This window comes from Pseudomonas sp. GW823-FHT01D03 (assembly GCF_058798255.1).
In genome coordinates this window covers 4,502,254-4,516,477 of sequence record NZ_JBXAKK010000001.1, presented here as the reverse complement: position 1 = coordinate 4,516,477, position 14,224 = coordinate 4,502,254, and the positions used below count along the sequence as shown (strand labels likewise).

Genomic DNA, 14,224 nt, shown 5'->3' with positions numbered 1-14,224 from the left:
CGCTTCTGGCGTAAAGTGGCGGCTATTCTAACTGTGCAGCGCGCAATCCAGAACCTTCAGAGGCGATGGGTCGCAGGCGCCTTCAATTTTTGACCAGGGAACATGACATGACACGGCGATTGGCAGCGGCATTGACGATAATCGGGGCGTTGATGCTGGGGGGCTGCGGCAACGACTACGGCATTGACCAGAATGGTCAGAAGGTCGCGTCCGAGCGTCTGGACAAACAATGGGTAGTCATCAATTACTGGGCCGAATGGTGTGGCCCGTGCCGCACGGAAATTCCTGAGCTCAATCATTTGGCTGACGAACTCAAGAGCAAGAACATCGGCGTGTTCGGGGTCAACTTCGACAACGTCCAGGGTGAAGACCTGAAGAGCGCCAGCGAGAAGCTGGGCATCAAGTTCACCGTGCTGGCGCAGGATCCGGCGGATCTGTTCGACCTGCCGCGCAGTGAGGCCTTGCCGGTGACTTACATCATCGACAACAAGGGCAAGGTGCGTGAGCAGTTGATGGGCGAGCAGACGGCGGCGGGGGTGATGGCCAAGCTTGAGGCGTTGAAGGCGACAAAGTGAGTTGAATGGGCTTTTGTGGCGAGGGAGCTTGCTCCCGCTGGGGTGCGAAGCGGCCCCAAACCCTGCTGACTCGTGTCTGCGGCAATGCGCGGTTAACGGTTGTGCGACTGCTGCGCAGCCGAGCGGGAGCAAGCTCCCTCGCCACAGTAACTGGCGTTCAGAAAAAAGATCGCAGCCTGCGGCAGCTCCTACAAGGTCATGTGTACACCTGTAGGAGATGCCGCAGGCTGCGATCTTTTTTGCGGCTGAACGATCAGCCCTCTTCCAGCCACCAGCGCAACGGCTTGCCTTGCGCCGGCCAGAAGCGCATCTGCTCGATCGGCGAGATGTCCCAGCGTTCCACGCCTTGCAGCGCCTGCAGGAAGCGTTGTTCCTGCTCCATCAGCGCCGGCGCGCAGAGTTTGCGGGTCTTGCCGATCGGGCCGAAGCTCAGCTTGTCACCGTTGAGGGTGTACGGCGCGAACCAGTGGTTGCAGCCGCCATTGCCGTACGCGCGGCCATCGTCACCGAGGGTCACGGTCAGATGGCTGTAATCCATCAATGGCCGCTCGCCGATCCACTCCAGAATGTAGCTGCGGTTCTGCTGCAATTGCACAGGCTCTGCGGCGCAGCCCACCAGAGCGGCACCGACCAGCAGCGGTAGGGCAAGGCGTTTCATCACGCAGGCTCCTGGCATTTCGGGCACAGGTGCTTGTCGCCGACGGTTTTCCAGCCCAGCTCGGCGATGCGCGCCGTGGCAGCCGGTTTCTCGGCGGTCTTGCCCAGCTTGGCGTCCACGGCGAACTCGAAGTTCAGCTCTTTGGCGCAGCTGTCGCAGTTGACCTGCCAGGTGTGGATCGCCAGTTCGCCGAATACCGGGCCGGTGGTCATCGCGGTCCATTGGCCCGGCGGATTGATCAGGTGGCGCACGGTGTCGACGGTCAGGCGCATGGACAAGTCCTTGCTGCCTTTGAGGGTGACCAACAGGACGTCACCGTTGCGGATCGAGCCACCGTTGCCGGTGACCTGATAGCGTCCCGGTACGAGGGCGCGGCATTCGGTGAGGGTGTGTTGCGGGTTCATCAGGGTGTAGCGGAAATCGTGTTCGACCATGGGTCCTCCAAATCTGCGCGACATGCTAGCACGGGCTGGATTGCAGGATGGCGTACGCGTGCGACCTTCGATCCGGTTCAAATCCTCCGGCGCTCATGGCAAACTGCCGCCCTTCACTCTGAGGGAACGGAACATGGCGCTGATCGAATGTTATGAATGCAAGCGGAGCATCAGCTCGGAAGCCAAGGCGTGCATTCATTGTGGTGCTCCGATGGCGCAGCAGCACGAGCACACACCGGCGCAAGCCGCCGCCGCGACGATTTCATTTGGCAGCCTGCCGCGCAACAAATCCGTGCCCGAGGCGTTTATCCCGCCAGCAGCCCCTGAGCCCGCGCCGCGCGTTTCACCGGCGGCGGTCGGTCGTCGCCGTCGGCAACCGGAACCCGCACCTCAACTTCAGCCCAACGCCGACGGTTCGCGGCCGGTGGAAGGCTGGTTGAAGATCATGGTGTTCCTGCTGCCGATGGTCTTCGTCTGGTTTCTGCTGCGTAACGGTCATTCGATGAAGCAGCGCTTTTTCGGTTTTGGCTGGCTGGCGTTGCTGATCCTGGCCTCGTCGCTGTCGCCGAAGTAAACCGGCAAGCCTTCAACCTTCGACCTGGTTCTGCGGCGCGCCTGCGGCCCAGGTCGCGATGTTGTGCAGGGTGGTCGCGGCAATCGCGCCCAGCGCCTCATGGGTCAGAAACGCCTGATGCGCGGTGATGATCACGTTCGGGAAGGTCAGCAGCCGCGCCAGCACGTCGTCCTGCAACGGCAAATCGCTGCGATCCTCGAAAAACAGCTGCGCCTCTTCTTCATACACATCCAGTCCCAGATAGCCCAATTGACCGTCCTTCAGGGCGTCGATCAGCGCCGGTGTGTCGACCAGGCCGCCGCGTCCGGTGTTGATCAGCATCGCCCCCGGTTGCAGGTGCGCCAGTGATTCGCGGTTGATCAAGTGTTTGCTCTGGGCGTTGAGCGGGCAGTGCAGGCTGATGATCCGCGACTGCGCGAGCAGCTCCGGCAGGCTCAGGTAACGTGCGCCCAGCGCCACGACCTCAGGGTTTGGGTACGGGTCGTAGGCCAGCAATTGGCAACCGAAACCGTGCATGATTTTCGCGAACGTCGCGCCGATCTGCCCGGTGCCGACAATCCCGACCGTCTTGCCCACCAGATCGAAACCCGTCAGGCCGTGCAGGGTGAAATCACCTTCGCGGGTGCGGTTGTAGGCGCGGTGCAGGCGTCGGTTGAGTGCCAGAATCAGCGCCACGGCGTGTTCGGCCACCGCATGCGGCGAGTAGGCCGGTACCCGCACCACGGCCAGCCCGAGGCGTTTTGCCGCGAGCAGATCGACATGGTTGTAGCCCGCCGAGCGCAGGGCGATCAGTCGCGTACCGCCGGCGGCAAGGCGCTCCAGCACCGGCGCACTGAGGTCGTCATTGATGAAGGCGCAAACCACCTCATGCTGTTCGGCCAGGGCGGCGGTGTCGAGACTGAGCCGGGCCGGCTGAAAATACAGTTCCAGCCCGGCCGGGCAGGCGGCGGCGAGGAAACTGTCGCGGTCGTAGGTCTGGCTGCTGAAAACGAGCGTGCGCATGAATTCCTCCTGGAACGGGGTGGCGAGTCAGGGTTGACCCGACCTCACTTTAGCGTGGGCCAGCGAACGCGGCATTGCAGTGGATCAGGCACTGATTCGGGCTTGGGTTGCGAGGCGATTGATCGCCCGATCCAGCTCCTCCAACGCCACCACTGCTTTCGGATCGCCCTGTTTGAGCAGGGTTTCACTGCGCTGGCAGGCCGCGCGTAACTGCGGCACGCCACAATATCGGGTCGCACCGTGCAAACGATGCACGCGCTCGATCAGCGCGTTCTGATCGCGAGCTTCACTGGCGGCACGAATGGCTTCGCGGTCGGCCTCCAGCGAGGCGAGCAGCATCGCCAACATGTCCGCCGCCAGATCGGCCTTGCCGGCGGCCAGGCGCAGGCCTTCTTCGTGGTCGAGCACCGGCAACTCATTGGCGCCCGCCGCGCTGTCGCTGGCACGCTCCGTTCCTTGATTGCGCAAGGCCAGACCGGTCCACTTCAGCACCACTTGCGCCAGCTGCCGCTCACTGATCGGTTTGGTCAGGTAGTCATCCATGCCGCTTTGCAGCAAGGCGCGTTTTTCGTTGGCCATGGCGTGGGCGGTGAGGGCGACGATGGGCAGCGGCGTGCAATGCCGTTCGCTTTCCCACTGGCGGATAGTTTCGGTGGTCTGGCGTCCGTCCATCCCCGGCATCTGCACGTCCATCAGCACCAGATCGAAGGATTCGCTCTGCACCGCTTTGACTGCTGCGTAGCCGCTCTCGACTGCGAGTACCTTGGCGCCCATGTCTTCGAGCAGGGTCTGCACCAGCAACAGGTTGGCCGGGTTGTCGTCGACGCACAGCACTTTCGGTGCACGGCTCGACAGCGGTTCGCCCGGCTCGTTGCGCGGCTGGCGTGGATTGGCCAGATCAGCCAGCGCCCGACGCAGTTTGCGCGTGCAGGCTGGTTTGGCTTGCAGCTGGCTGTGCGGGTTGGGCACCGAGAGATGGAACAGCGTCTGTTCGGTGGTCGGGCACAGCACCAGCACTTTGCAACCCAGATGTTCCAGATCCCAGATGTGCTGGTTCAGGCGCTCCGGAAGCATGTCGTTGCTGGTGATGCCGAGCACCGCAAGGTCGATCGCCTGATCGGTCTGGTGCGCGCCAGTGACGCCGTTGGTCAGGCTCTCCAGCGTATTGAACGGCGTGACGTCGAGGCCGCAGTCTTCCAGTTGATGCTGCAGCGCCTGACGCGCCAGTTCGTGATTTTCCAGCACCGCCACGCGACGCCCGAGCAGTGGCGGGCCCGGCAGGTCTTCGCTGTCGTCGCGGGTTTTCGGCAGGCTCAGGCTGATCCAGAATTCCGAGCCTTCGCCCGGGGTGCTGTCGACGCCGATTTCGCCACCCATCTGTTCGATCAGACGCTTGGAGATCACCAGACCCAGACCAGTACCGCCGGGTTGGCGCGACAGCGAGTTGTCGGCCTGACTGAATGCCTGGAACAACGCGCGCACGTCCTGACTCGACAGGCCGATGCCGGTGTCCTGAATGCTGATGCGCAGTTGCACGCTGTCTTCGTGTTCTTCTTCAAGCATGGCGCGGGCGACGATGGTGCCTTCGCGGGTGAACTTGATCGCGTTGCTGACCAGGTTGGTGAGAATCTGCTTGAGGCGCAGCGGGTCACCGACCAGAGACAGCGGCGTGTCGCGATAGACCAGACTCACCAGCTCCAATTGTTTGGCGTGGGCTGCCGGGGCCAGGATGGTCAGGGTGTCCTGCAACAGGTCGCGCAGGTTGAACGGGATATGGTCGAGCACCAGTTTGCCGGCCTCGATCTTCGAGAAGTCGAGGATCTCGTTGATGATCCCCAGCAGGCTGTCGGCGGACTTTTCGATGGTGCCCAGGTAGTCGAGCTGGCGCGGCGTCAGTTCGCTTTTCTGCAACAGATGCGTGAAACCGAGAATGCCGTTGAGCGGCGTGCGGATCTCGTGGCTCATGTTGGCGAGGAACTCGGATTTGATCCGGCTCGCCTCCAGCGCCTCTTTGCGTGCCAGATCCAGTTCGATGTTCTGGATCTCGATGGTTTCCAGATTCTGCCGCACGTCTTCGGTGGCCTGATCGACGCTGTGCTGCAGTTCTTCGCGGGCGTTCTGCAGGGTCCCGGCCATGCGGTTGATGCCCGAGGCGAGTTCGTCCAGTTCCTGGCTGCCGAGCGGTGGCAGGCGGGTTTCCAGATGACCGTCCTTGAGCTGGGCAACCGCCTGTTTGATCTGGCTCAGCGGGCGGTTGATGGTGCGGCCCATGCGCAACGCGAGCAGGGCCGCTCCCGCCAGCCCGGCGGCAATGAACAGCAGGCTGGCAAACAGGCTGCGATAACCGCGCAGCAGCATGCCGTTGTGCGACAGCTCCAGTTCAACCCAGCCAAGCAGACGGTCGGATTCTGCGGGGATCAGCTCACCGGCGAGATTGCGGTGCTTGCCGAACACCGGCATCAGGTAACGCGTGGCGTCATTGCCGCTGCGCCGTAGCAGTTGCGCACTGTCGCCACTGGGTGCCTGATTGAGCATTGTCGGGCCGGCGTGCGCCAGCGGGGTACGGTCGGGGGCGAGGAAAGTAACGGCGCGCACGTCAGGTTGTTCGAGGGACTGGGTGGCGATGCGTTCCAGCAGATCGGTATTGCCATGGCCCATCGCGGGTGCCACCAGCGGCGCCAGTTGCTCGGCGATCATTTCACCGCGCTGCATCAACTGGGTCTGCAAATCGGACTGTTGCATCCAGGTGAAATAGCCCCCGAGCACCAACGCCATCAGGCTGGTGGGCAACAGGGTCAGCAACAACACGCGACCTTTGATTCCCAGTTTCTTGAGCACACCCATCTCCTGCATCCCGCTGAACTGTTGACTCGCACGTGCGTCCGGCACGCGACATTGGCGCAGTGTAGCGATTTGCAGGCAGGCAATCTTCGGAAAAATCATGTCGCCATCGGTCGGCGCGGCCTGGTGCGTGTGTCCGGCCGGTCAAGCTTGGGTTGCCCGATGGCGGGCAATCTTGAATAATCGGCCAACTGAGAATTATTTGCAGATACTCATGACTCCTGTCTCCGCCGACCTGCCACGCATTCTTGCCATCGAGGACGACCCGGTGCTGGGCGCCTATGTTCACGAGCATCTGGGCCGCAGCGGCTTTGCGGTGACCTGGTGCCAGAACGGTCAGGAAGGGCTGAACATTGCGCGTCACCAGCCGTTCGACGTGGTGCTGATGGACATTCTGCTGCCGGGGCTCGACGGCCTGAAGGTGCTGACACAATTGCGTCAGAGCCATTCGACGCCGGTGCTGCTGATGTCGGCGCTCGGCGCCGAGGCCGACCGCATCAGCGGCTTTCGTCTGGGTGCCGATGATTACCTGCCCAAGCCGTTCAGCATCGCCGAGTTGCATGTGCGGATCGAGGCGATCCTGCGCCGGGTGGCGCTGGATCGGCGCCCGGCAGCGATTGCACCGGCTACGATTCACGGCGCGCTGCGTTTCGACGAAGAACAGTGCGAAGTTTTCTATAACGCGCAAGCTGCCGGTCTGACCCGCAGCGAATACCGTCTGCTGGAAACTCTCCATCGCAACGACGAAGAAGTGCTGAGCAAGGCCTTCCTTTATCAGCATGTGCTGCAACGCGGCTACGCGGCCCACGACCGAAGCCTCGACATGCACATCAGCCAGATCCGCCGCAAACTCAAGGCCATCGGTTACACCGAGCGCGAGGTGCGCACGGTGTGGGGCAAAGGCTATGTGCTGAGTGCCACCGATGAAAATCTCTGAGTTGCCGGGGCGGCATTCGCTGTTCTGGAAACTGGCGTGTCTGCTGGTAGCGTTTTGTCTGCTGATGATCTGGCTCAGTTGGTCATGGGGCCGCTACATGGAGGAGCGCAACCAGTATCTCTCCGACGAGGCGCGCGGCACGCTGAGCCGTTATGCCAGCGAAGCCGAGCGGGCGTGGCAGCGTGGTGAGCGCGACGGGGTCGATAACTGGTTGCAGAGCATGGAGCTGCGTGAGGCCGCCTGGGTCGGGGTGATCGACCGCAATCTGCAGTCGTTGAGCAGCGAGCCGCTGAATGAACAGGAAATCCAGCACCTGACCTTTTTGCGCGGCCTCGACTGGCCGATCCACAAGAAGGGCCGGCCGTGGCTGCGGGTGCCGTTTCCCCAGGACCCGTCTGCCGGCAGTCTGGTGATCGAGTTGCCCGAGCGATTCCTGCCGGGGAAATACCGGGTGTTCTGGCGGGTGATCACCAATGGCGTGATTCCGGGGCTGTTCACTCTGTTGCTGTGTGTCGGCCTGTATCGCTTGCTGGTGGTGCCGCTGAACAATTTGCGCGCGCAGGCCAACGCCTGGCGCGCCGATCAACTGAATGTGCGTCTGTCGAGCGGCATTACCCAGCGCCCGGACGAACTCGGCGAGCTGGCGCGGGCCTTCGACTCGATGTCCGAACGCCTGCAATCCACCGTCGCCCTGCAACAGCAATTGCTGCGCGACCTGTCCCATGAACTGCGCACGCCGCTGAGTCGCCTGCGGGTGGCCAGTGAAAGCGAGCAGGATCTACGGCAACTGCGCGAGCGCATTGGCCGTGAAGTCGACGGCATGCAACGACTGGTCGAAGACACCCTGCAACTGGCGTGGCTCGACACCGAACGTGCGCCGCTGCCGGACGAGGCGATCCAGATTCAGGCGCTGTGGGAAATGCTCACCGACAACGCCTGTTATGAAAGCGGCTGGCCGAGCCTGCAATTGCAATGCGCGGTGCCGGCGTCGTGCTGGGTGCGCGGCAATCTCAACACCCTGGCGCAAGCGCTGGAAAACATTCTGCGCAACGCCATTCGGCATTCGCCTGATGGCGGCATCGTGCGCCTCGATGGGCGGCGTGATGGTGATCACTGGCATTTGTGGCTGGAGGATCAGGGCGGCGGGGTGGCCGAGGGCGATCTGCAACGGATCTTCTCGCCCTTCATCCGCCTCGACGGCTCACGCCCGGGGGATGGCGGGTTTGGCCTGGGGCTGAGCATTGCCAGGAATGCGGTGCAGCGCCAGGGCGGGATGTTGTGGGCGGAGAATGGTGGGGCAGGGTTGCGCCTGAATTTGCGGTTGATTGCCGATGACGGCGGCGTGACGGCTGATGCCTTCGCGAGCAAGCCCGCTCCCACAGTGGATGTGTGTCGTCCGCAGATTGTATAACCAACACCGCCACCCTCCTGTGGGAGCGGGCTTGCTCGCGAAGGGGCCCTTCGATTCAACTAATAGTCTCACCACTGGTGAGACTATTACTGCTTATTCCCATAAACCATAAGCACCGCACTTTGCGTGATATGGCCTGCGAACGTTTGCCGGTATGATAGGCGCCCCCGCACGTCTGGATTGCGAATACGCCATGACCCTGCAGTACCCAACCATCGCCGATTGCGTCGGCAACACTCCGCTGGTGCGTTTGCAGCGCCTGCCCGGTGCCACCAGCAACACCCTATTGCTCAAGCTCGAAGGGAACAACCCGGCGGGTTCGGTCAAGGATCGTCCGGCGCTGTCGATGATCACCCGTGCCGAACTGCGCGGGCAGATCCATGCTGGCGACACGCTGATCGAAGCGACCTCGGGCAACACCGGGATCGCCCTGGCGATGGCCGCCGCGATCAAGGGTTACAAGATGATCCTGATCATGCCGGACAACTCCAGTGCCGAACGTAAAGCGGCGATGACCGCTTACGGTGCCGAGCTGATTCTGGTCAGTCAGGAAGAGGGCATGGAAGGCGCTCGTGATCTCGCTCAGCGGATGGAAGCCGAAGGCCGTGGCAAGGTGCTCGATCAGTTCGCCAACGGCGACAATCCGGAAGCGCATTACACCACCACCGGCCCGGAAATCTGGCGTCAGACCCAGGGCACCATCACCCATTTCGTCAGCTCGATGGGCACTACCGGCACCATCATGGGCGTCTCGCGCTACTTGAAAGAGCAGAGCGACAGCGTGCAGATCGTCGGTCTGCAGCCGATGGAAGGCTCAGCCATTCCCGGCATCCGCCGCTGGCCGCAGGAATACCTGCCGAAGATCTATCAGGCCGACCGCGTCGACCGTATTGTCGACATGGCGCAAAGCGAAGCCGAGGACGTCACCCGGCGACTGGCACGCGAAGAAGGCATCTTCTGTGGCGTGTCTTCGGGCGGTGCGGTGGCAGCGATGCTGCGCCTGTCCAAAGAAGTTGAAAACGCGGTGATCGTCGCGATCATCTGCGACCGTGGCGACCGTTATCTGTCGACCGGCATTTTCGACGCGCCCAACTGATGGCCAAGCACGAGAGAGGCCTGCGCTTCCAGCCCGCTGGCGGCAGCAAGGCCGCGCAAATCCCGACCGGCAAAAAACAGCGCTTGAACATCGAGCGCCTGGCCAATGACGGTCGCGGCATCGCGTTTTTCGAAGGCAAAACCTGGTTCGTTCTCGGTGCCCTCGCCGGTGAAGAGGTCGAGGCACGGGTGCTCGGCGCCCGCGGCAAAGTGGTCGAGGCGCGCACCGAGCGCGTGTTCAAGGCCAGCGAATTGCGTCGCCCTGCAGCCTGTCAGCATGCCGGACGCTGTGGCGGGTGCAGCGTGCAGCATTTGCCCCACGCCGAACAGCTTGCCCTGAAACAGCGCATGCTCGCCGAGCAGCTGTCGAAGGTCGCCGGGGTCGCGCCTGACGAATGGGCTGCGCCATTGACTGGCCCGGAATTTGGCTATCGCCGCCGCGCGCGGATCGCCGTGCGTTGGGACATGAAGGCGAAGCAGCTTGAAGTCGGTTTCCGCGCCGCCGGCAGCCAGGACATCGTCGCCATCAACGAATGCCCGGTGCTGGTACAGCCCTTGCAACCGATCATGACCCGTTTGCCGGAGATGCTCCGTCGTTTGAGCAAACCGCAGGCGCTGGGGCATGTCGAGTTGTTCAGTGGTTCATCGTTGGCGGTGTTGTTGCGACACATGGCGCCGCTGTCCGAAGCCGACCTGACGATCCTCAAGGAATTCTGCCAGTTCCATGACGCACAACTGTGGCTGCATGGCGAAGGCGACCCGCAACCGGTGGATGCCACGCAGTCACTGGGCTATCGCCTGGGGCAGTGGGATCTGGAACTGGCCTGGCGGCCGGGGGATTTCATTCAGGTCAACGCCGGGGTCAACGAGGCGATGGTCGCGCAGGCGCTGGATTGGCTGAAGCCGCGCCCCGATGAACGCGTGCTGGACCTGTTCTGCGGTCTGGGCAACTTCGCCTTGCCGCTGGCCAAAAGCGTGCGTGAAGTGGTGGCGGTGGAGGGCGTTCAGACCATGGTCGACCGTGCCGCTGCAAATGCTGCCAGCAACAATTTGCATAACACAAAGTTTTTTCAAGCCGATTTATCCCAGCCTTTGACCGATGCTCAGTGGATCGGAAACGGCTTTTCTGCGGTACTCTTGGACCCACCGCGTGACGGTGCTTTCGAGGTGGTGCGCAAGCTCGCGACCCTGGGTGCCAAACGGTTGGTGTATGTATCGTGCAACCCTGCAACTCTGGCGCGCGATACGGTCGAATTGATCAAGCAGGGCTACCGGTTAAAACGTGCCGGGATTCTCGATATGTTTCCTCAGACGGCACATGTCGAGGCCATGGCGTTATTTGAAGCGAGCCAGGATGGCTCGTCTGAATCCGTCTGACCTGTCCGGGCGGCGCTCGCTTTAGCCCCGCGAGCGCATACGGGCGTTGAGGGTCAGCGATTTGACGCATTGAATCTGCGTCGTAGGGAAGGTAAAGCAGCATGGTACAGGTGAGAGCACACCAGCCGATCAACACTGACGGCAGTATCAATCTCGAGGCTTGGCTCGATCACGCGGTCAGTGTCGACATGGCACTGGATCGCGAAGCCTTGAAAGAAGCCTGCGAGTTCGCTCGCGAGGCCGAACAGCAGTCCAATGCCAAGAAGAATCTGTGGGCCGAAGGCTCCGGCAGTTTCAGCACGGGACTGGAGATCGCCGAGATCCTCGCCGACCTCAAACTCGATCAGGATTCGCTGGTTGCGGCGGTGCTGTACCGCGGCGTGCGCGAAGGCCAGATCGAGCTCGCGGCGGTCGGCCAGCGCTTCGGCCCGGTGGTGGCCAAGCTGATCGACGGCGTGCAGCGCATGGCGGCGATCAGTGCCAGCCTCAGCCCGCGCCAGTCGATGGTGATGGGCACCCAGGGCCAGGTGGAAAACCTGCGCAAGATGCTGGTGGCGATGGTCGATGACGTTCGTGTCGCGCTGATCAAACTGGCCGAACGAACCTGCGCCATTCGCGCGGTGAAAACCGCTGACGACGAGAAGCGCAACCGCGTCGCCCGGGAAGTCTTCGACATCTATGCGCCGCTCGCGCACCGGCTCGGCATCGGCCATATCAAGTGGGAGCTGGAGGACTTGTCCTTCCGTTACCTGGAGCCTGATCAATACAAACAGATCGCCAAGCTGCTCCACGAGCGGCGGCTGGACCGTGAGCGGTTCATCAGCGATGTGATGACCCAGCTCAAGGACGAATTGCAGGCCACCGGCGTCGACGCCGACATCAGCGGCCGGGCCAAACACATCTATTCGATCTGGCGCAAAATGCAGCGCAAGGGTCTGGAATTCAGCCAGATCTACGACGTGCGCGCGGTGCGTGTGCTGGTGCCGGAAATGCGCGACTGCTACACCGCGCTCGGCATCGTCCACACCCTGTGGCGGCACATCCCGAAAGAATTCGACGACTACATCGCCAACCCGAAAGAGAACGGCTACCGCTCGCTGCACACCGCGGTAATCGGTCCGGAAGGCAAGGTGCTGGAAGTACAGATTCGTACGCACTCGATGCACGAAGAGGCCGAGCTCGGCGTCTGCGCGCACTGGCGCTACAAGGGCACCGACGTCAAATCCGGCTCCAACCACTACGAAGAGAAAATCTCCTGGCTGCGGCAGGTGCTCGAGTGGCACGAAGAACTGGGCGATATCGGTGGTCTGGCCGAACAGCTGCGGGTCGATATCGAACCGGATCGGGTCTACATCTTCACCCCCGACGGTCATGCCATCGACTTGCCGAAAGGCGCGACCCCGCTGGACTTCGCTTACCGCGTGCACACCGAAATCGGTCACAACTGCCGGGGTGCGAAGATCAACGGGCGGATCGTGCCGCTCAACTACAGCCTGCAGACCGGTGAGCAGGTCGAGATCATCACCAGCAAGCACGGCACGCCAAGCCGCGACTGGCTGAACCCGAACCTGGGCTACGTCACCACCTCGCGGGCGCGGGCGAAGATCGTTCACTGGTTCAAGTTGCAGGCCCGTGACCAGAACGTCGCAGCCGGTAAAACCCTGATCGAGCGCGAACTCAATCGCCTCGGTCTGCCGGCGGTGGATTTCGACAAGCTGGCCGAAAAGGCCAACATGAAAACCGCCGAAGACATGTTCGCCGCCCTCGGTGCCGGCGATTTGCGTCTGGCGCAACTGGTCAACCTCGCGCAGCAACTGGTCGAGCCGGAACGCGGCAACGAACAGCTGGAGCTGATCCCGCGCAAGGCCACCGGTTACAAGCCGGGCAAGCGCGGCGACATTCAGATCCAGGGTGTCGGCAACCTGATGACGCAGATGGCCGGCTGCTGCCAGCCGCTGCCGGGCGACGCGATTGTCGGCTACATCACCCAGGGCCGCGGCGTGAGCATTCACCGGCAGGACTGCGCCTCGGTGCTGCAACTGGGCGGGCGCGAGCCGGAGCGGATCATCCAGGTCAGCTGGGGTCCGGTGCCGGTGCTCACCTATCCGGTGGACATCGTCATCCGCGCCTACGACCGTTCCGGTCTGCTGCGTGACGTCTCGCAGGTGCTGCTCAACGAGCGGATCAACGTGCTGGCGGTCAATACCCGCTCGAACAAGGAAGACAACACTGCGCTTATGTCGCTGACCATCGAGATCCCCGGGCTGGATGCGCTGGGGCGCTTGCTGGGACGGATTTCGCAGTTGCCGAACATCATCGAGACGCGGCGTAACCGTACCCCGTGAAGATGGCTTCGTTCGAAGGTGGGAGCGGGTTTGCTCGCGAAGAGGGCGTGTCAGTCGATATTTACGCTGAATGACACACCGCATTCGCGAGCAAGCCCGCTCCCACATTGGTTTTGTGTAGAGGCATTACAGATGTATTCACTTGAAGACCTGCTCCACCTGATGAACCGCCTGCGCGACCCGCAGTACGGTTGCCCGTGGGACATCAAGCAAACCTACGCGACCATCGTCCCGCACACCCTCGAAGAAGCCTACGAAGTGGCCGACGCCATCGAGCGTGGCGACTTCGATCACTTGCAGGGCGAACTGGGCGATCTGCTGTTTCAGGTGGTTTATTACAGCCAGTTGGCCAAGGAAGAAGGGCGCTTCGAATTCGCCGGGGTGATCGACAGCATTACCCGCAAGCTGATCCGCCGCCATCCGCACGTGTTCCCCACCGGCGATCTGTATGCGCCGCTGGACGTACCACGCTTGAGCGAAGAGCAGGTCAAGCAGCGCTGGGAAGAGATCAAGGCCGAAGAGCGCGCCGAGAAATCCGCCGCGCCCGAGCAGCTGTCACTGCTCGATGACGTGCCTGTCGCGTTGCCGGCGCTGTCGCGTTCGGCCAAATTGCAGAAGCGCGCTGCGCAGGTCGGCTTCGACTGGCCGGATGCGTTGCCGGTGCTGGACAAGGTGCGCGAAGAGCTCGATGAGGTGCTCGAAGCCATGTCCGAAAACGATCCGCAAGCAGTGGCCGACGAGATCGGCGATCTGCTGTTTTCCGTGGTCAATCTGGCCCGGCACCTGAAGGTCGATCCGGAAACCACGCTGCGTGGCGCCAACGCCAAGTTTGAAAGACGTTTCCGTTTTATCGAACAGGCATTGCGCGACACCCGTCGTCCCATGGAAGATTGCACCCTCGAAGAGTTGGACGCCCTGTGGGGCGAAGCCAAACGTCAGGAAAAGAATTTGCCCAGCTGCGGCTGAGCCGTTGCC

Annotated in this window: 12 protein-coding genes; 8 read left to right on the top strand and 4 right to left on the bottom strand. The window is 62.4% G+C overall.

The annotated features are described in order from the left end of the window. Positions 1-107: 107 nt before the first annotated feature. Positions 108-575 carry a TlpA disulfide reductase family protein gene (locus AC1RBR_RS19885; RefSeq protein WP_492566243.1) on the top strand — a complete coding sequence of 156 codons (468 nt, stop codon included), beginning with the start codon at positions 108-110 and terminating at the stop codon, positions 573-575. A gap of 253 nt (positions 576-828) precedes the next feature. Here AC1RBR_RS19885 and AC1RBR_RS19880 read toward each other — a convergent pair whose 3' ends face one another. Next, on the bottom strand, positions 829-1,233 hold the full coding sequence (locus tag AC1RBR_RS19880; RefSeq protein WP_492566241.1) for an META domain-containing protein: 405 nt from the start codon (positions 1,231-1,233) through the stop codon (positions 829-831). Further along, positions 1,233-1,667: a hypothetical protein gene (locus tag AC1RBR_RS19875; RefSeq protein ID WP_096796795.1), complete on the bottom strand. Its 435-nt coding sequence runs from the start codon at positions 1,665-1,667 to the stop codon at positions 1,233-1,235. The genes AC1RBR_RS19880 and AC1RBR_RS19875 overlap by 1 nt, the downstream gene beginning before the upstream one ends. A gap of 133 nt (positions 1,668-1,800) precedes the next feature. On the opposite strand from AC1RBR_RS19875, the gene AC1RBR_RS19870 reads away from it, so the two are divergent. Further along, entirely contained in the window at positions 1,801-2,241 is a 441-nt protein-coding gene (locus tag AC1RBR_RS19870; protein ID WP_095137159.1) for a hypothetical protein, read from the top strand. Between the two features lie 12 nt (positions 2,242-2,253). On the opposite strand, the gene AC1RBR_RS19865 is transcribed toward AC1RBR_RS19870, so the two are convergent. Continuing rightward, on the bottom strand, positions 2,254-3,243 hold the full coding sequence (locus AC1RBR_RS19865) for a 2-hydroxyacid dehydrogenase (RefSeq protein ID WP_492566238.1): 990 nt from the start codon (positions 3,241-3,243) through the stop codon (positions 2,254-2,256). Between the two features lie 84 nt (positions 3,244-3,327). Continuing rightward, entirely contained in the window at positions 3,328-6,081 is a 2,754-nt protein-coding gene (locus AC1RBR_RS19860; protein WP_492567260.1) for a response regulator, read from the bottom strand. A gap of 217 nt (positions 6,082-6,298) precedes the next feature. Between AC1RBR_RS19860 and AC1RBR_RS19855 the strand changes: the two genes are divergently transcribed. The 6 genes from AC1RBR_RS19855 to mazG all read left to right on the top strand — a co-directional run bounded on the left by AC1RBR_RS19855 (position 6,299) and on the right by mazG (position 14,215). Next, complete coding sequence (locus tag AC1RBR_RS19855) at positions 6,299-7,021, top strand: response regulator transcription factor (protein ID WP_443535784.1); 723 nt, start codon at positions 6,299-6,301, stop codon at positions 7,019-7,021. Continuing rightward, positions 7,008-8,432 (top strand): histidine kinase sensor domain-containing protein, encoded by a 1,425-nt coding sequence (locus AC1RBR_RS19850; protein ID WP_492566237.1) that lies wholly within the window; start codon positions 7,008-7,010, stop codon positions 8,430-8,432. The genes AC1RBR_RS19855 and AC1RBR_RS19850 overlap by 14 nt, the downstream gene beginning before the upstream one ends. A gap of 193 nt (positions 8,433-8,625) precedes the next feature. After that, entirely contained in the window at positions 8,626-9,528 is a 903-nt protein-coding gene (gene cysM, locus AC1RBR_RS19845) for a cysteine synthase CysM (protein ID WP_026000780.1), read from the top strand. Beyond that, complete coding sequence (gene rlmD / locus AC1RBR_RS19840) at positions 9,528-10,904, top strand: 23S rRNA (uracil(1939)-C(5))-methyltransferase RlmD (protein WP_492566235.1); 1,377 nt, start codon at positions 9,528-9,530, stop codon at positions 10,902-10,904. Before cysM ends, rlmD begins: the two co-directional genes overlap by 1 nt. Before the next feature lie 101 nt (positions 10,905-11,005). Then, on the top strand, positions 11,006-13,249 hold the full coding sequence (relA, locus tag AC1RBR_RS19835) for a GTP diphosphokinase (protein WP_095137164.1): 2,244 nt from the start codon (positions 11,006-11,008) through the stop codon (positions 13,247-13,249). Positions 13,250-13,381: 132 nt separating this feature from the next. Beyond that, on the top strand, positions 13,382-14,215 hold the full coding sequence (gene mazG / locus AC1RBR_RS19830) for a nucleoside triphosphate pyrophosphohydrolase (RefSeq protein ID WP_492566233.1): 834 nt from the start codon (positions 13,382-13,384) through the stop codon (positions 14,213-14,215). The last annotated feature ends 9 nt before the right edge of the window (positions 14,216-14,224 follow it).

Coding starts and splice junctions, on each gene's coding strand:
- relA (WP_095137164.1), top strand. CDS start 11,006: ATGGTACAGGTGAGAGCACACCAGCCGATCAACACTGACGGCAGTATC.
- AC1RBR_RS19855 (WP_443535784.1), top strand. CDS start 6,299: ATGACTCCTGTCTCCGCCGACCTGCCACGCATTCTTGCCATCGAGGAC.
- cysM (WP_026000780.1), top strand. CDS start 8,626: ATGACCCTGCAGTACCCAACCATCGCCGATTGCGTCGGCAACACTCCG.
- mazG (WP_492566233.1), top strand. CDS start 13,382: ATGTATTCACTTGAAGACCTGCTCCACCTGATGAACCGCCTGCGCGAC.
- AC1RBR_RS19880 (WP_492566241.1), bottom strand. CDS start 1,233: ATGAAACGCCTTGCCCTACCGCTGCTGGTCGGTGCCGCTCTGGTGGGC.
- rlmD (WP_492566235.1), top strand. CDS start 9,528: ATGGCCAAGCACGAGAGAGGCCTGCGCTTCCAGCCCGCTGGCGGCAGC.
- AC1RBR_RS19850 (WP_492566237.1), top strand. CDS start 7,008: ATGAAAATCTCTGAGTTGCCGGGGCGGCATTCGCTGTTCTGGAAACTG.
- AC1RBR_RS19870 (WP_095137159.1), top strand. CDS start 1,801: ATGGCGCTGATCGAATGTTATGAATGCAAGCGGAGCATCAGCTCGGAA.
- AC1RBR_RS19885 (WP_492566243.1), top strand. CDS start 108: ATGACACGGCGATTGGCAGCGGCATTGACGATAATCGGGGCGTTGATG.
- AC1RBR_RS19865 (WP_492566238.1), bottom strand. CDS start 3,243: ATGCGCACGCTCGTTTTCAGCAGCCAGACCTACGACCGCGACAGTTTC.
- AC1RBR_RS19875 (WP_096796795.1), bottom strand. CDS start 1,667: ATGGTCGAACACGATTTCCGCTACACCCTGATGAACCCGCAACACACC.